The organism is Nonomuraea sp. K271 (assembly GCF_009908215.1).
Lineage (GTDB): Bacteria > Actinomycetota > Actinomycetes > Streptosporangiales > Streptosporangiaceae > Nonomuraea > Nonomuraea longispora.
Genome location: NZ_JAAAHR010000019.1, coordinates 49,379 through 65,184, shown reverse-complemented (window position 1 = coordinate 65,184; position 15,806 = coordinate 49,379). Strand labels below are relative to the sequence as shown.

Genomic DNA, 15,806 nt, shown 5'->3' with positions numbered 1-15,806 from the left:
TCGCATACCCCCCAGCCTGCGGTTTCCCTGGCCGGTTGTGATCGCCTTGCCGGGCGATCCTCGCTCTCCCTCTCAAGAGCAAGTCACTCGCTCCGGCGACCCACCGGCGAGCTCACGCCACTCCGTCGGCGAGATTGGCGACGGCGTCGGCGACGTTCGAGGTCCACCTCGACCTCGTCGTCGGCTTACACCCCCGGCGCCCAGCCGGCTCTCGGCGCTGAGGGGCAGCATGAACGGCTCGACCGTGGTGCGAAACCTCATCACGTGCCTCCAGGGAAGGACGGCGGAGCAGGTCAGCGGAAGAACTCCGCCAGCACGGGCGCGAGCGCCTCCGCCTTGACGATGTGGGTCTGCCCGTCGAGCGTGCGGTGCTCGGCGCCGGGCAGCAGGCCGGCCAGTGCCCTGGCGGCGTTGCGGATCCATGGTCGGCTCTTGCCGCCGTCCATGACCAGAGTCGGCGTCTTGACGGCGGCCCAGCTGGACTCGGGGTAGGGCACGCCCTTCTCGTACGGCGCCACGAACGCCACGTCGTACGGCAGCGTGTGCGCCACCGACGTGAGCGTGGACCAGGCCGGCATGAACCGCATCATGGCCACGACCACGGCCGGCAGCCCGACACCCGTACGCATGAAGTAGCGCACCGCGGCCGCGCGGCGGTCGGCGGCCACCAGCTCGTCCAGCGTGCGCTCGTAGTCGGCGGGGATGGCGGGGCGGGTGTCGTCGACGATGAACGGCGGCTCGTACAGCGCCAGTTTCTCGACCGGAACACCCGCGTCGGCGGCGGCCAGCGCGAGGGCGGCCCCTGAGGAGGTGCCGTAGAGCCGCACCGGGCCGCCGGTCTCGGCGACCAGCGCGGCCAGATCCTCGATCTCGCGTTCCGTCGTGTACGGCGGGATGTCGCCGCTCTCGCCGCGCCCGCGCCTGTCGTAGGTGTAGACCGTGAAGTCGCCGGCCAGCGCGGTGGCCAGGGCGGCGTTGATGCTCTGCTTGCGGAAACTGAGGGCGCCGTCGACGAGGATGACCGCGGGGCCGTGGCCGACGCGGGTGTAGGCGATGGGGGTGCCGTCAGCCGAACGTACTTTGTCCATGGGTTGAACGTAGAGCCGACAAAAAAATTTGTCAATACAGGTCACGGTCGGGTCTCGGTTGCACGTAAACGTACGCAGACACCCCGCCCCGCGCTCCGTCAGAGTGGGATGTGCCGCGAAGGAGGGGACGGCGCGTGCCGCGGCGGGAACACGCGGTCTGCCAGCCGCGCACCACGGCCCCGCGGCACGCGCCGCGGACCTGCGCGTACGGGGTTCGCGCAGGACCGGAGCCGCGCTCGCCGCGCTCGCCGCGCGTCAGGGACGGGAGGGGCCGGTGCTGCCGCGTGGTGTGAGGACGGCCGCCTGGTCCTGGTAGGGCGGCACGCTCTCCCCGGAGATGAGGGCCAGCAGGCGCTGGGCGGCGTGCGCGCCGTAGGCGGGGATGTCGCGGGTGAGGGCGGTCAGCGGTGGCCGGACGACCTGGGCGAGCGGCGAGTCGTCCCAGGCCACGATCGAAAGGTCGCCCGGCACCTCCACCCGCATCTCCTGCGCCACCGACAGCCCGGCCACGGCCATGATGTCGTTGTCGTAGACGATCGCCGTCGGCCGGTCGGGCGAGCTGAGCAGCCTCCGGGTGGCCCTGGCGCCCTCCTCGCCGGTGTAGTCGGTGTGCACGATGACGTGCTCGGCCACGTCCTCGCAGGCCCGCGCGAACGCCTGGTCGCGTACGGTCGTGTGGACCAGCTCGGGCAGCCCGGCGACCCGGGCGAGGCGGCGGTGGCCGAGCGCCCGCAGGTAGCCGACGGTCTCGCGGACGGCCTCGCCGTCGTCGGACCAGACGGCCGACAACGAGCCCGACTCGGAGGGGTGGCCGATCACCACGACCGGCATGCCGAGCCGTTCGAGCTCGGCCACGCGGGTGTCGGAATAGTGCAGGTCGACGAGGAAGGCGCCGTCGATGCGGCTCTCGCCCCACCAGTGCCGGTAGACCTCGCTCTCCTGCTGGTGGCTGGTGACGACCTGGAGCAGCAGCGCGTAGGAGCGGTCGGCGAGCACGCCTTCGATGCCGGAGATCAGCTCCATGAAGAACGGCTCGACGCCCAGGATGCGGGCGGGCCGGCAGAGCGCGAGGCCGACGCAGTTGGCCCTGGCGCCGTTGAGCGCCCTGGCCGCGCTGTTGGGCCGCCAGCCGATCTCGTCGGCTATGGCGATGATCCTGGCCCGCGTCGCCTCAGACACCCCGGGTTGCCCGTTGAGCGCGTAGGAGACCGCCACCTTGGACACTCCCGCCCGGCTGGCGATGTCGGCGATCGTCGGTCGCTTCACGGACGTCCTCTCCTGAACCGGATAACCCTCTCTACTGTAGGTCACCGGCCCGTGGCACCGAGTCCTGAGGGGAACCGCTTAAGCCGCCAGGCGACTCCGGATGGGGAGGTGGAGTCCCTGATCACCAGCCGGCAGGGCCTCTTGTGCACGCCTGGTGTGGCCCTGCCGTCGATGGCCGCGAACAGGTGCTGCGGCGCCGTCCGGCCGAGCAGTTCCAGGTTCATGTCGACGGTCGTCAACGCCGGGCGGGTCCCGTGGACGGCACCTCCCAGTTGTCGTAGCCCACCACCGCGATGGCCTGGGCCGGCTGCCGGCGCTGGCGGAGACCGTGGCCGAGGCGCAGGAGGGCGACGGCTACCTCAACACCAACCGGTCGGGCGGCCGCTACCGACCTGACCTGGAGATGCGCCGGATGTGGAGAACTGACACGTGAACATGGGGATTGTCAGGTTTATATACTCTTTGCCTTATGTGGGATGATGGATTGCGTTTCGGCATCCTCGGGCCGCTGATGGTACGGGCGGGCGGACGGGCCGTCCGGCTGGCCGCGGGAAAGCGACAGCAGTTCCTCGCCACCTTGCTGCTCAACCCCAACCGGGTGACGCCGCTGGACACCGTGGTGGAAATCCTCTGGCAGGGCCGGCCACCACGCTCTGCGATCGCCAACATCCGCACCTACGCCAGCTCCCTTCGCACCATGCTGGGCGGCATCGACAGGATCATCGGTGACTCGGTCGGCTACCGGCTCCGAGTAAGCCCGCACGAGCTGGACATGCTGACCTTCACCGAGCTGATACGGCAGGCGGAGTCGTCCCTCGAGCGGCACCGTCCGGAGATCGCCCTGAAGCTGTTCCGCCTTGCGGACGGCCTGTGGCGCGGCAGTCCGCTGGAGGACGTGCCGCCGCACCCGCAGTGGGCCGGGCCGTTGGAGCAGCTCGCTGAGCAGCGCCTGGCACTGCTCGAGAGTCTGGCCGCGCTCGAGCTCGCCGCACAGATGTACGCTTCGGTGATCACCCGGACCAGGAAGTTCCTGAGCGACCATCCGTTCCGGGAACGGGCGTGGATGCTGCTCATTCTCGCGTTGTACGGCAGGGGCCGCCGTGAGGAGGCGCTGGCCGCGTACGTGGAGTGCCGTCAGGCGTTGCGCGAGGAACTCGGCGTCGAGCCGAGTGAGGAACTGCGGACGGTGCAGTCCGGCATCCTGAACGGTGCCCGGGTGCGCTCCCTCGTGCTCGAGGCGCTGCAGGAGGCCAACGGCCCGTGGTTCTCCGCTCTGACCCCGGGGTCCAAAGGGCTCCCGCCCACCGATCCGATGACGGCGCACGAACTGGTGGATGCGATGGCCGCCGCCGGGCTGGTGGAACGTGTCGAGACCGACGATGAGGGTCAGGCCAGCTACCTGCTGCGGCTGCGATAGCGTCAGAAGATGGAACAGCCGGTCAGCGACACGAAGGCCTCCAACGCCGCTGCCGCCGCCACCGAGCTGCCTTTCTGGTCCAGCCCCGGCCCCCATGCGGCCAGGGCGTAGCGGCCGGGCACGATGGCCACGATGCCGCCGCCGACGCCACTCTTGCACGGCAGCCCGATCCGGTAGGCGAAGTCCCCGGCGGCGTCGTAGGTGCCGCAGGTGAGCATGATCGCGTTGATCCGCTTGGCGTCCCGCGCGGACAGGATCCGCGAGCCGTCCTGCCGGATCCCGTCGCGGGCCAGGAACAGTGCGGCGCGGGCCAGCTCGTGACAGTTCAGCATCAGAGCGCACTGCCGGAAGTAGTGGTCCAGCACCCGGTCCACCGGGTTGGTCAGGTTGCCGAAGTCGGCGATCAGGTTGGCCATCGCGGCGTTGCGGAACCCGTTGGTGGCCTCGGAGGTCGCGGTGACGGTGTCCGCCTGCACCTCGGGGTTGCTCGACTCGGCGCGCAGGAATGTGCGTACCGCGTCGAAGGCGTCGCCCCTGTCCGTCAGCAACTGGTCGGTTATGACCAGTGCCCCGGCGTTCATGAACGGGTTGCGCGGGATGCCCCGTTCCATCTCCAGCTGGACCAGCGAGTTGAACGGGGTGCCCGCAGGTTCGCGATGGACCCGCTTCCAGACGGCGTCGCTGTCCCTGCTCAGCACCAGTGCCAGGCCGAACACCTTGATGATGCTCTGCAACGAGAAACGAGTGGTCACGTCGCCGGCCGTGTGCACCTCGCCGTCCACCGTCGCCAAGGCGAGGCCGAACTGGCGGGGATCCACCCGGGCGAGGTCGGGGATATAGTCCGCGACCTTGCCTTGGCCGATGAAAGGCTTGACGGCGGTCAACACGTTCCGCACGACTTCCTCGTCGTTTACCGCTGCTATCACCATGTCAAACAATCTCTAGTAAGTTCGGCGCATGAACGAGAGTGGGAGCTTCGACCCCGAGCTCGACCGGCTCGTGGCGGAGTTTCGCGCAGAAGCCCAGCCGCTGTCCGACGTCATCGGGCAGGTCAACGAGATACAGGGCGAGGCGGCGAGCGCGGGGGGAAAGGTGGTGGTCCGGGTCGCACCGTCCGGAGAGCTGCTGGGACTGCGGATCGACAGACGGGCGATGCGGATGGGCTCCGAAGACCTGGCCGAGGCGATCATGGATGCCGCCCGGCAGGCCATGATGGATGCCGGGCGCAAGACCATGCAGGTGGCCAAGCCGTACCTCGATCTGGAGTAGCCGCGACCGGGCGGATGGCGGTCACCGTCGCGGAATGAACCCGCGCGAGCCGTGGGCCAGGAGTTTCTGGTACATCTCCTCCGCGGTCAGACCGGTTTCGGAGCCGGGCAGCGGGTTGTCGTGGTACGTCAGGTCCCTGGTCACCGCGTACATGGTCGTTCCGGCCATCCTGGGGATGATGGTTCCGGTGTTCAGCTGCCAGCCGTTGGGCAGCGGGATGTTCTGGTTGAGCATCCGCAGCCCCGGCACCTTCTGCATACCGTAGGCCGTGGCATCCGCCACGCCGTCGAAGACCATGTTGCTCAGGAAATGGCTACCGTACTCCTTCATGTTGTGGTCCAGTGACAACACGTCGTTGCCCGACAGGTCCTTTTCCATCCCGGCGACCGAGTTGATGGCGAAGGGGATGGCCACCTCGCCCGCCGCGTAGGCGAAGCTGTCCGCGAGCGGGTAGACGAAGTAGGGCAGGAGATATTTGATGGCGAAGGTCTCGCCATAGTTTTTGATCAACAACGCCTGCTTGCGCGCGATCGCCCTGAAGATCTTCCAGGTGACGAGCTGGTAGCCGGTGGTGAAGATCAGGTCCGCGATCAGGATCGCGCAGAGCACTTTCAGCGCGTAGTTGGTCTTCTCGATGACGTCGGCGTAGGCACGGCATGCCTCGGCCGCTCTTCGGTACTTGTACGCCGTCACGAACACGGCGAGACCGAACTTGCCCTCCCAGAACTTATGGAATTCGGCATAGTCGCGCCCGTTGTTCTCCGTCCATACCCTTTCGGCCCATGTGTGGGCCTGCTGCTGATGGCGGTCGATCGAGTCGGCGATCAACCCGAGCTTGTCCGCGGCTTCGCGGATTTTCTCCGGATCGCCTTCGAGGTACCGAACCCCGAGTATCGTCTCGGGGTTCAGCGCTGCCACCGCACCGACGCCGCCCATCAGGCCGAGCGTCACCTTGGCCGACGGCCCCAGGGACATGCGCGCCTCCTTCCGAGGTCAGTGGTGACGGGCCTTGGTGGTCGGCACGGTGATGGAGTCGTTCGTCCTGGCGCTGAACTCGACAAGCCGTTGGACGGCGCCGACGTTGAGCTTGGTGATCCAGTCCGCCTCCTTGACGGTGGCGGACATCGAGTTCAGCGTCGCGGAAATCTCGGTGTAGGACATCAGCATGTCCTGCATCGCCCTGTCCAGGTCGTGGTAGACCTCGTCGAAACCGGGCCGGCCGTCCTGGCCGTTGCGGAAGACGCGTGCGACTTCGTCGGTGGACGGGTTTCCGAAATATTCCGCGAGCCGGTACACCTCTTCGCGAAGATGGTCTGTCGCGTGGAACAGGTAGTTGCCTTCCTCCCGAATTCCTTCACTGCTGTCCTCCAGATTTTCGTAAGAGGTTCTGTACTCGCGCGATGAACGGCCGGGGTGTGACATTTTCTCTCCAGTACAGCAAGGCAACACGGCCTTCAGCCGGGGCAGGTCAGTTCTTCACCGGCGCGTCGGCGCTGTCCCAGACCTGCACGTTGCGCAGTTCGGGCATCCGGTCCCTGGCGAAGACCGGATCTTCCACGCCCGCCCTGCGCTGTGCCACATAGTCGCCCAGCAGCTTGAACGCGGTCTTGGACAGCGGTGCCAGCGCGGCCAGGTTGATCAGCGCCAGCAGTGCCATCATCAGGTCGGCCACGGCCCACACCGTGGCGAAGGAGCCCACGGCCCCGACGAACACCGCGATCAGCACCAGCACGCGGAGCACCGGCAGACCCTTGCGGCCGACCAGGAACTCCACGTTGGACTCGCCGTAGTAGTAGTTGCCCAGCACCGAGCTGAACGCCAGCATGAAGATCACCACGGCCAGCGCGATGCCCGCCCACGAGCCCAGGTTCGACACCAGCGCCGACTGGGTGAGGTTGGCCCCGGTCTCGTCGTTGCCGGCCAGTGTGGGGTTGGCGAACAGAATGGTGAACGCGGTGAGAGAACAGACCAGGATGGTGTCGAAGAACACCCCGAGTGCCTGCACCAGCCCCTGGTTGACCGGGTGCCGCACGCTCGCCGCGGCGCCCGCGTTCGGCGCCGAGCCGAGCCCGGCCTCGTTGGAGAACAGGCCCCGCCGCACGCCCTGCATGATGGCCGCGCCCAGGCCGCCGGCTGCCATCTCCTCGAATCCGAACGCGCTGCTCACGATCTCGCTGACCACTGTGGGAATGTTCTGGATATTCATGATCACCACGGTGCCGCCGAGCAGGAGGTAGACGATGGCCATCACGGGGACCAGCATGGTCGTCACCGACACCAGCCGGGTCACTCCACCGAAGACCACCAGCGCGGTGAGGGCGACAAGGGCGAGCCCGATGATGACGGACGGCGCGGCGGAGTCGGCGGGCATGCCGAACGCCGACACCATGGTGGCGCTGATCGTGTTGGCCTGCACCGAGTTGAAGGCCAGAGCGAAGGTCAGCGTGATGACCGCCGCGAAGATCATGCCCATCCACTTGGCGTTGAGGCCGAACTTCATGTAGTAGGCCGGACCGCCACGGAAGGAGCCCTTGTCGCGCACCTTGTACAGCTGCGCGAGGGTCGATTCAGCGAACGCCGACGCGGCGCCGATGACCGCCATCACCCACATCCAGAAGACCGCGCCCGGGCCGCCCAGAGTGATGGCGGCCGCCACTCCCGCCACGTTGCCTGTGCCGACCCGGGCCGCCGCGGAGATGGTGAAGGCGCCGAAGGACGACACCGGTTTCCCGCCCTCCCGGTCCGGCGCCGACTTCCGCGCCACCGCCCGGAACATCTCCGGGAACATGCGGAACTGCACACCCTTGGACTGGATGGTGAAGAAGAGCCCCAGGAGGACGACTACGGGAATGAGCAAATATGTCCACAAGCCGTCAGTGATATCGGCGAGCGCAGCATCCATGAAGATATCTCTCGTGTGCGAGGGTTTGCCGGCAACATTGAACGCGAAACCCGATGGAGGGGTGGATTCGGCATGCTAGCGACCGCCGATACAATAGTGATACATCGCCAAATTTCAATTATTCTTGCATTGTTGAATGGCTCATCGATGGCCGTGCCTCCGCCGGGCGGAAAACGCGGCGGGGACACGGCCGGCGACGTATGAAGGGCGCGGCCGGGCGATCAGGAGGCGGTGCAGGCGAAGGACCCCGCCGTGGCCGTGTCGCCGCCGGGACGACTCGCCTGGAAGCCGAAGCTGGTGGAGCCGCCGCCTGCCAGGCCGCCGTTGTAACCGGCGTTGCGCGCGGTGACGGTCTGCCCGCTGACGCTCAGCGTGGCGTTCCATGAGCCGGTGACGGTGTGCCCGCTGGGCAGCGTGAAGGTGACCGTCCAGCCGCTGATGGCGGAGGAACTGCCGTTGGTGACGGAGACCTGCGTGACGTAGCCGCCGCCCCACTGGCTCTGCACCGTGCCGGTGGCCGCGCAGCCGCCGCCAGGGCCGCCCCCGGAAGACGTGGTGAACGTGGTGGTGGGGGAGTTGCCGGACAGGTTGCCCGCGCCGTCGCGGGCGCGTACGTACACCTGGTACCGCGTGGCGGCGCTGAGCCCGGTCAGCGTGATCGAGTTCGTGGCGCTCTGGCCGAGCAGCGTGTCGGTGGAGCCCTGCTCGCGGTAGACGTTGTAGCCGGCCAGGCCGGAGCCGCCGGCGTCGGTGGCGGCCGTCCAGCTCAGGGTGGCGCCGCTCGCGGTCACGTTCGTGGCCGAGGGGGCGCCGGGCGTGGTCGGCGACGTGGTGTCGTCGCCCGTGCCGCCGCCGAAGTACGTCGCCTCGCGCGAGGTCTGCCCGATGCCGTTGGCGCCGTCGAAGACGCGCCGGCCCCAGGAGGTCAGGCTGGAGGCGTTGAAGTCGTTCACCATGTCGAGGTATTCGACGCCGCCGCCGTTGCCGCTCCACGACCAGCCGATGTAGCCGACGCCGCGCGACTGCGCCTCGGACATGATCGTGTCCTCGTCCGGGTTGCCGTCGGAGTGGTCGTGCCCGAACTCGCCGATCACCAGCGGCAGGCCGGCCGACCGGAAGGCGTCGAGGTAGGCGGTGATCTCGGCGGCGGTGTCGAAGACGCCGTACATGTGGATGGAAAAGACGGTGTTGTTCCGGGGGTCGGCGGCGGCCACGGTCCTCGCGTTGTCACGCATGGTGAACTGCCAGTCCTGGCCCCAATTGGGAGCGTCGACCATGAGCAGGTGGTCGAAGCCGAGGCCTCGCATCCGGGTGATCGCGTCGGTGGTCGCGCTGGTCCAGGCGGAGACGTCGTTGTTGCCGTAGGGCTCGTTGCCGATGTTGATGACGATGAAGTCCTCGGTGCCGGTGAGCGCGCTCCTGACGCTGCTCCAGTAGTCGACGGCCTGGCCGAGGGTGTAGGCGCCGTCCTGCTCGCCGTAGCCGGTCGTGTCGTGGTTCTCGAGCACGCATATTAACCGGTTCTGCCTGCAGAGCGAGACGACGTTGGCCACGTCGGCGGCGTCGTTGGGGGTCCATCTGCCGCCGCTCAGCACCACGCGGACCGTGTTGGCCCGCAGCGCCTTGATGGCGGCGAAGGAACCGGTCTGGGTGGTGAACCAGGTGTGCGCGTGGCTGACGCCGCGCATGACGAACGGGTTCCCGTTGGCCTCCACGATCCTGGTGCCGCCGACCCGGAGTCCGGTCGCGGCGTGCGCGGGAGCCGGGGCGACGATCATGGAGACGAGGAGCGACACGAACGCCGCCGCCACGAGCCCGAGCCGATTGGTCATAAGGGTGCCCTTCCGCTGAGGTTAACCGGTTATGCACAGGCATGGTCTGCGGATTCGGTCCCCGTGTACAGCGGGTCGGCGCGAGGCGCGGCGCGTGTTGCGACCCCTACGTGGGCAGACGTCGCGGACGGCGGGCGGCGGGACGTGAAAGTTTCAGCCGGCGGGCGGCCTGAGCGTGGGGAGCCCGGCGGCGAGCGCCGCGAGGAAGCGGTGGACGGTGGGCAGCAACTGGGGGCAGTGCCGGGCGAGCTCGGGCTCCTGGGCGTAGACCTCGGCGAGGACCGGCGGCGGGTTGGCGGCGGGGTAGAGCAGGCCGGCCGTGACGGCGGCCGCGCCGACGAGCTCCCTGGCCTCGCTCTCCGTCAGGTGCGACGCGCGGGCGACCTGCGTGCCGAGCTCGTCGATCATGGTCACCACACCGCGCTTGTAGGTGCGGGCCGCCTCGACCGAAACGTTGTGCTCCAGGCTGACCGACGAGTGGCTGAGCAGGTCGCAGAAGAGCGGGCGCTCGGCGATCGTCTCCGCCAGCGCCGCCACCACATCGTCCACGTCGCGGGCGGTGCGCAGGCGGCCGGTGACCGCCTCCGCCCAGCTCCGGTATTCCTCGGTGGTCAGAACGAGGTAGATCTCCTCCCGGGTGCCGAAATAGCGCACGACGTTGGACTTCGCCAGTCCGACCGCCTCCGCGACCGCTCCCAGGCTGACGTTGCGCACACCGGACGCGGCGGCGAGCTCGCGCGCGGCGGCGAGGATGGCCTCGCGCCGCTGCTGCTTGTGCTCGGGCCGCCTGGCCCGCAGGAAAGTCCGCGTCATCGTCGCCCAGCATACGACGCCCACTTAAAAGAACGCCGTTCTCTTGTTAAGGGAACGATGTTCTGTTAGCGTCGCCGGGACAACGGGTTTCGACGGAAGGAAGCGCGTGACGGAGATACGGATGCGGGTGAACGGCGCCGTCGAGTCCCTCGACGTCCAGCCGTGGGTCAGCCTGCTCGACGCCCTGCGGGACCGGCTCGGCGTCACCGGCCCCAAGAAGGGCTGCGACCAGGGCGCCTGCGGCGCGTGCACGGTGCTCGCCGACGGCGTGCGCATCAACGCCTGCCTGGCCCTCGCCGTCCAGTACGAAGGCAGGGAGATCACCACGGTCGAAGGCCTGGCCTCCGGCGAGGAACTGCACCCGTTGCAGGCGGCGTTCATCCGGCACGACGGCCTCCAATGCGGCTACTGCACGCCCGGCCAGCTCTGCTCGGCGGTCGCCATGCTGGCCGAACACCGCGCGGGCATGCCCAGCGCCGTGACCGAACGGCCAGGCGAGCTCACCGAGGCCGAGATCAGGGAGCGCATGAGCGGCAACCTGTGCCGCTGCGGCGCCTACAACGGCATCGTCGACGCCATCAAGGACGTCGCGGCGCAGGAGGCACGATGAAGCCGTTCGCGTACGTCAAGCCCGCCGACGTCGCCGGCGCCGTACGCGCGGTCTCCGGCGAGCCGGGCGCGAAGTTCCTCGGCGGCGGCACCAACCTGGTCGACCTCATGCGCGAGGGCGTCGAGCGGCCCGACACGGTCGTCGACGTCACCGGCCTGCCCCTCGACACGATCGACGAGCTGCCAGGCGGCGGGCTGCGGATCGGCGCGCTGGTGCGCAACGGCACCCTCACGGCCGACGAACGGGTCCGCGCCCGCTACCCGGTGTTGTCGCAGGCGCTGCTCGCCGGGGCCTCGGCCCAGCTCCGCAACATGGCGACCGTCGGGGGCAACCTGCTCCAGCGCACCCGTTGCCCCTACTTCTACGACCACGCCGCCGCCTGCAACAAACGCGAGCCGGGCGGCGGCTGCGACGCGCTCGGAGGGCTCAACCGGTCGCACGCCGTCCTCGGCGTCAGCGGCAGCTGCATCGCCGCGCACCCCTCCGACATGTGCGTGGCGCTCGCGGCGCTCGACGCCGTGATCGAGGTGGAGAGCGTGCGCGGGACCCGGCGCATCCCCATGACCGGTTTCCACCGGCTCCCCGGCGACACACCGGAGATCGAGACGGAGCTGGCCCCCGACGAGCTGGTCACCGCGGTTGAGCTGCCCTCCGCCCCGTTCGCGGCCCGCTCCCGCTACCGCAAGGTGCGCGACCGGGCGTCGTACGCGTTCGCCCTGGTCTCCGTGGCGGCGGCGCTGGAGGTGCGGGACGGCGCCGTGACGGCAGTGCGGCTGGCGCTCGGCGGCGTCGGGGCCAAGCCCTGGCGGGCGCACGAGGCGGAGCGGATCCTGCTCGGCGGGCCGGCGGGCGAGGAGTCGTTCACCCGCGCGGCCGAGGCCGAGCTGGCCGCGGCCGACGTCCGGCCGGGCAACGCGTTCAAGGTCCACCTCGCACGCGCCACGGTCGTGGCCACGCTGCGCGAGCTGAACACCGGAGAGGGCACGGCATGACCACGAAGTACGCCGAGACCGAGCAGCGGCAGGCCACCGTCAAGCACGTCGGACGCCCGGTCGACCGGGTCGACGGCCGGGCCAAGACCACGGGCGAGGCCCGCTACGCCGCTGAGCACCGCCACCCGGGAATGGCCCATGCCGCGCTCGTCCACGCCACGGTCGCGAGGGGCCGCATCGAGAGCCTCGACACCGAGGCCGCGCGCGCCGTGCCCGGCGTGATCGAGGTGCTCACCCACGAGAACGCGCCGCCCATGAAGCCGGCGCCGAAGCTCAGCCTGCTGAATCTCAGCTCGCTGGCCTCCGGCACCACGGTCTCCTATCTGGGCACGGACGAGGTGCACTGGAACGGCCAGCCGGTGGCGGTCGTGGTCGCGGAGACGCCCGAGGCAGCCCGCCACGCGGCCACGCTGGTGCGGGTGACGTACCGGGAGCTGCCCGCCGTGGTCGACTTCGCGGCCGAGGAACCGAACGCGGTCCAGCAGAAAGGCAGCATGATCCAGCCGACCGGCGGCGACAAGGGCGACGCGGCGGCCGCGCTCGCCGCCGCGCCCGTGTCGGTGGACCTGCGCTTCACCACGCCGCCGCACCACCACAACGCGATCGAGCCGCACGCCACGGTCGCCGTGTGGGACGGCGACCACCTGACCGTGCACGAGAGCACGCAGCACATCGCCTGGCTGCGCAGGCACCTGGCGCTGAGGTTCGGCATCCCCGAGCGGGCGATCAGGGTGCTGTCGCCCTACGTGGGCGGCGGGTTCGGCGGCAAGTACGCGGTCTGGGCGGGCACGCTGCTCGCCGTACTGGCCGCCCGCGCGACCGCCCGCCCCGTACGGCTGGCCCTCACCAGGGAGGCCGTCCACCGCACGGTCGGCGCCCGGACCCCCACCGTGCAGCGGGTCGCGCTGGGGGCCGACGCCGGCGGCGACCTGACCGCGCTGATCCACACCAGCGTGACCATGACGAGCCGGATCGGCGGCATGCCCGAGGGCGTCGTGTCGCCTTCGCGCCACCTCTACGACGCCGCCACCATCCATCTGCGGCAGCGGCTCGTCCGGCTCGACCTGCTCGCCAACACGTCCATGCGCGCCCCCGGCGACTCCGTCGGCTCCTTCGCCCTGGAGTCGGCGATGGACGAGCTGGCCTGCGAGCTCGGCATGGACCCCGTCGAGCTGCGCATGCGCAACGAGCCCGCGCGCAACCCGATGGACGGCAAACCCTTCTCCCACCGCATGTTGCGCGAGGCGTACGAGGTGGGGGCGGAGCGCTTCGGGTGGCGCGAACGCGATCCCGGGGCCGGCTCGATGCGGGACGGTCGCTGGCTGGTCGGCATGGGGGTCGCCACGGCGTACCACCCGTCGATGGTGATGCCGGCCGCCGTCACCGTGCGGATGGACGCCGGCGGCGAGGTCGTGGTGCGCTGCGCCCTGCAGGAGATCGGCGTCGGCGCGGCCACCGTGCAGGCCCAGATCGCCGCGGACGAGCTGGGCGTGCCGCTGGAGGCCGTACGCGTGGAGATCGGCGACTCCGAGCTGCCAGAAGGGCCGGGAGCGGGCGGGTCGGCGCAGACGGCCAGCGGCGCCGAAGGGGTGCTGGCCGCGTGCCGCAAGCTCAAGGAGTCGGCCCTCGCGCTGGCGCGGCGCTCGCCGGACTCGCCGCTGCGCGGGCGAAGGCTGGACGACCTGGAGGCCCGCGACGGCGGTCTCCATCACGGCGGGGACGGCGAGACGTACGCGGCGATCCTGGCTCGCGCGGGGCGCGACCACCTGGAGGCGGGTGGGAGGACGGGCATGCTGAAGTTCTTGGCGCGGACCCTGAACGACCGCCGGCGCTGGGTGAAGGCCGCGTGCGGCGCCCACTTCTGCGAGGTGCGGGTCGACCAGGACACCGGCGAGGTGCGCGTGTCGCGCTGGCTGGGCGTGTTCGACATCGGCCGGGTGATCAACGCGAAGACGGCGGCGGCGCAGCTGCGCGGCGGCATCGTGATGGGCATCGGCATGGCGTTGTCGGAGGCGAGCCAGGTCGATCCGCGTACCGGCCGCATCATGAACCCGAGCCTGGCCGAGTACCACGTCCCCGTGCACGCCGACGTCCCGCCCATCGACGTGCAGTGGCTGGACGTGCCCGACCCGACGATGCCCCTGGGGCTGCTCGGTATCGGGGAGGTCGGCATCACCGGGGTCGCCGCCGCCGTGGCGAACGCCGTCAGGCACGCCACCGGCAAGCGGGTCGCCGACCTGCCCATCACCCTCGACAAATTGCTGTAGCCACGGCAACGAACACGGCGTGGACGTCCTGCCGCTCAGGTGAGATAGCGCAGCCACAGGTACGGCGTCGACAGCGCCACGGTCACGAACGTCACGACCAGCCCGTACTTCGTGAACTGCCAGAAGCTGATCGGGTTGCCGTTGCGGGCGGCGATGCCGAGGATGACGACGTTGGCCGCCGCTCCGACGGCCGTGGCGTTGCCGCCCAGGTCGGCGCCGATCGCGAGGGCCCACCACAACACCTGCGCCTGCTCGCCGCCGCCCGCGGCCTGGACGAGATCGGCGACGATGGGGCTCATGGTGGCGACGTACGGGATGTTGTCCACGACGGCCGACAACACGGCCGAGCCCCACAGCAGCACCATCGCCGACAGGGCCAGCCGCCCGCCGGTGGCCTCGGCCGCCGCCTCGGAGACCAGCCCGATGACGCCGGTCTCCACCAGCCCCCCCACCATGACGAACAATCCCGCGAAGAACACGAGCGTCGGCCACTCGACCTCGGCGATGGCCTCCTCGGTCGTCACGCGGGTGGCCGCGACCAGCACGCCCGCGCCGAGCAGCGCGACCACGGACGGCTCGTAGTGCAGCACTGGGTGGAGCACGAACGCAGCCATCACCAGCACGAGCACGGCCAGCGACTGCCGCAGCAGCCGGGGGTCGGCGATGGCCTCCCGCTCGTTCAGCGCCATGATCTCCGCGGCCCGTTCGGGGTCGTAGGTGAACGCCGACCTGAACAACCACCGGCACAGCCCGATGAACACCGCCACCAGCACCACGATGAGCGGCCCCATGTGGACGAGGAAGTCGTTGAAGGTCAGGCCGCCGCGGCTGGCGATGATGATGTTGGGCGGGTCGCCGACGAGCGTGGCGGCGCCGCCGATGTTCGACGCCAGCGCCTCGGCGATCAGGTAGGGGACCACGGGCAGCGCCAGCCGCTCGCACACCAGGAACGTCACGGGCGCGATGAGCAGCACGGTGGTCACGTTGTCGAGCAGCGCCGACGCACTGGCCGTGATCAGGATCAGCAGCGCCATGAGCCGGAACGGCCGGCCCCTGGCCCGTTTGGCCGCCCAGATGGCCAGGAACTCGAAGACGCCGGTCTGTTTCAGCACCCCGACGATGATCATCATGCCGAGGAGCAGGAAGATCACGTTCCAGTCGATGCCGGAATGTTCGTCGAAGAACGCCGAGCCCGCGTCGGTGGCGTGGATCAACAGCATGATCGCCGCGCCGCCGAGCGCCGCCGCGACCCGATGCACCTTCTCGGTGGCGATCAACGTGTACGCGCACAGGAACGCGGCCACCGCCAGCCAGGCCGTAACGGTCAAACGAACTCCCGAGTCGGTGACA

General features: G+C 69.6%; 15 protein-coding genes. 5 read left to right on the top strand and 10 right to left on the bottom strand.

Annotated elements, in window-relative coordinates; all coding sequences use genetic code 11:
- Nucleotides 1-293: 293 nt before the first annotated feature.
- From GUY59_RS09510 to GUY59_RS09500, 3 genes are all read right to left on the bottom strand, one after another.
- The gene (locus GUY59_RS09510) at nucleotides 294-1,088 is read right to left on the bottom strand and encodes an alpha/beta fold hydrolase (RefSeq protein ID WP_138200750.1); all 795 of its coding nucleotides are present in this window, start codon (nucleotides 1,086-1,088) and stop codon (nucleotides 294-296) included.
- A 255-nt stretch (nucleotides 1,089-1,343) separates the two neighbouring features.
- Nucleotides 1,344-2,354, bottom strand: a complete 1,011-nt coding sequence (locus GUY59_RS09505) for a LacI family DNA-binding transcriptional regulator (RefSeq protein WP_138200749.1) — start codon at nucleotides 2,352-2,354, stop codon at nucleotides 1,344-1,346.
- Nucleotides 2,355-2,395: 41 nt separating this feature from the next.
- Nucleotides 2,396-2,593 carry a substrate-binding domain-containing protein gene (locus tag GUY59_RS09500; protein WP_236666980.1) on the bottom strand — a complete coding sequence of 66 codons (198 nt, stop codon included), beginning with the start codon at nucleotides 2,591-2,593 and terminating at the stop codon, nucleotides 2,396-2,398.
- A 230-nt stretch (nucleotides 2,594-2,823) separates the two neighbouring features.
- Between GUY59_RS09500 and GUY59_RS09495 the strand changes: the two genes are divergently transcribed.
- On the top strand, nucleotides 2,824-3,771 hold the full coding sequence (locus GUY59_RS09495) for an AfsR/SARP family transcriptional regulator (RefSeq protein ID WP_138200748.1): 948 nt from the start codon (nucleotides 2,824-2,826) through the stop codon (nucleotides 3,769-3,771).
- A gap of 2 nt (nucleotides 3,772-3,773) precedes the next feature.
- Here the strand turns inward: GUY59_RS09495 and GUY59_RS09490 are convergent, their stop codons facing one another.
- Complete coding sequence (locus tag GUY59_RS09490; RefSeq protein ID WP_252374921.1) at nucleotides 3,774-4,667, bottom strand: glutaminase; 894 nt, start codon at nucleotides 4,665-4,667, stop codon at nucleotides 3,774-3,776.
- 61 nt (nucleotides 4,668-4,728) lie between these two features.
- Here GUY59_RS09490 and GUY59_RS09485 point away from each other — a divergent pair, with 61 nt between their 5' ends.
- The gene (locus tag GUY59_RS09485; RefSeq protein ID WP_132332518.1) at nucleotides 4,729-5,040 is read left to right on the top strand and encodes a YbaB/EbfC family nucleoid-associated protein; all 312 of its coding nucleotides are present in this window, start codon (nucleotides 4,729-4,731) and stop codon (nucleotides 5,038-5,040) included.
- Nucleotides 5,041-5,061: 21 nt separating this feature from the next.
- On the opposite strand, the gene GUY59_RS09480 is transcribed toward GUY59_RS09485, so the two are convergent.
- The 5 genes from GUY59_RS09480 to GUY59_RS09460 all read right to left on the bottom strand — a co-directional run bounded on the left by GUY59_RS09480 (nucleotide 5,062) and on the right by GUY59_RS09460 (nucleotide 10,587).
- Nucleotides 5,062-5,991 (bottom strand): hypothetical protein, encoded by a 930-nt coding sequence (locus GUY59_RS09480; RefSeq protein ID WP_138200746.1) that lies wholly within the window; start codon nucleotides 5,989-5,991, stop codon nucleotides 5,062-5,064.
- Between the two features lie 42 nt (nucleotides 5,992-6,033).
- Complete coding sequence (locus GUY59_RS09475; protein ID WP_138200745.1) at nucleotides 6,034-6,462, bottom strand: hypothetical protein; 429 nt, start codon at nucleotides 6,460-6,462, stop codon at nucleotides 6,034-6,036.
- Between the two features lie 46 nt (nucleotides 6,463-6,508).
- On the bottom strand, nucleotides 6,509-7,897 hold the full coding sequence (locus GUY59_RS09470; protein ID WP_330849150.1) for an alanine/glycine:cation symporter family protein: 1,389 nt from the start codon (nucleotides 7,895-7,897) through the stop codon (nucleotides 6,509-6,511).
- A 266-nt stretch (nucleotides 7,898-8,163) separates the two neighbouring features.
- Nucleotides 8,164-9,774: a cellulase family glycosylhydrolase gene (locus GUY59_RS09465; protein ID WP_138200743.1), complete on the bottom strand. Its 1,611-nt coding sequence runs from the start codon at nucleotides 9,772-9,774 to the stop codon at nucleotides 8,164-8,166.
- 153 nt (nucleotides 9,775-9,927) lie between these two features.
- Nucleotides 9,928-10,587, bottom strand: a complete 660-nt coding sequence (locus GUY59_RS09460; protein ID WP_138200742.1) for a TetR/AcrR family transcriptional regulator — start codon at nucleotides 10,585-10,587, stop codon at nucleotides 9,928-9,930.
- A 121-nt stretch (nucleotides 10,588-10,708) separates the two neighbouring features.
- Between GUY59_RS09460 and GUY59_RS09455 the strand changes: the two genes are divergently transcribed.
- The 3 genes from GUY59_RS09455 to GUY59_RS09445 are packed head-to-tail and all read left to right on the top strand — an operon-like array spanning nucleotide 10,709 to nucleotide 14,456.
- A complete protein-coding gene (locus tag GUY59_RS09455; protein ID WP_171055372.1) occupies nucleotides 10,709-11,197 on the top strand; it encodes a (2Fe-2S)-binding protein in 489 nt (162 codons plus the stop codon).
- Nucleotides 11,194-12,189, top strand: a complete 996-nt coding sequence (locus GUY59_RS09450; RefSeq protein WP_138200740.1) for an FAD binding domain-containing protein — start codon at nucleotides 11,194-11,196, stop codon at nucleotides 12,187-12,189. The genes GUY59_RS09455 and GUY59_RS09450 overlap by 4 nt, the downstream gene beginning before the upstream one ends.
- Nucleotides 12,186-14,456, top strand: coding sequence for a xanthine dehydrogenase family protein molybdopterin-binding subunit (locus GUY59_RS09445; protein ID WP_138200739.1), 2,271 nt, complete (start codon nucleotides 12,186-12,188; stop codon nucleotides 14,454-14,456). The genes GUY59_RS09450 and GUY59_RS09445 overlap by 4 nt, the downstream gene beginning before the upstream one ends.
- Before the next feature lie 35 nt (nucleotides 14,457-14,491).
- Here GUY59_RS09445 and GUY59_RS09440 read toward each other — a convergent pair whose 3' ends face one another.
- Nucleotides 14,492-15,784: an ArsB/NhaD family transporter gene (locus tag GUY59_RS09440; RefSeq protein WP_138200737.1), complete on the bottom strand. Its 1,293-nt coding sequence runs from the start codon at nucleotides 15,782-15,784 to the stop codon at nucleotides 14,492-14,494.
- Nucleotides 15,785-15,806: the final 22 nt, after the last annotated feature.

What these genes read in the sequence shown, in the direction of transcription:
- GUY59_RS09510 (WP_138200750.1), bottom strand. Translation starts at nt 1,088, where the DNA reads ATGGACAAAGTACGTTCGGCTGACGGCACCCCCATCGCCTACACCCGC.
- GUY59_RS09495 (WP_138200748.1), top strand. Translation starts at nt 2,824, where the DNA reads ATGTGGGATGATGGATTGCGTTTCGGCATCCTCGGGCCGCTGATGGTA.
- GUY59_RS09485 (WP_132332518.1), top strand. Translation starts at nt 4,729, where the DNA reads ATGAACGAGAGTGGGAGCTTCGACCCCGAGCTCGACCGGCTCGTGGCG.
- GUY59_RS09475 (WP_138200745.1), bottom strand. Translation starts at nt 6,462, where the DNA reads ATGTCACACCCCGGCCGTTCATCGCGCGAGTACAGAACCTCTTACGAA.
- GUY59_RS09465 (WP_138200743.1), bottom strand. Translation starts at nt 9,774, where the DNA reads ATGACCAATCGGCTCGGGCTCGTGGCGGCGGCGTTCGTGTCGCTCCTC.
- GUY59_RS09460 (WP_138200742.1), bottom strand. Translation starts at nt 10,587, where the DNA reads ATGACGCGGACTTTCCTGCGGGCCAGGCGGCCCGAGCACAAGCAGCAG.
- GUY59_RS09455 (WP_171055372.1), top strand. Translation starts at nt 10,709, where the DNA reads ATGCGGGTGAACGGCGCCGTCGAGTCCCTCGACGTCCAGCCGTGGGTC.
- GUY59_RS09450 (WP_138200740.1), top strand. Translation starts at nt 11,194, where the DNA reads ATGAAGCCGTTCGCGTACGTCAAGCCCGCCGACGTCGCCGGCGCCGTA.
- GUY59_RS09445 (WP_138200739.1), top strand. Translation starts at nt 12,186, where the DNA reads ATGACCACGAAGTACGCCGAGACCGAGCAGCGGCAGGCCACCGTCAAG.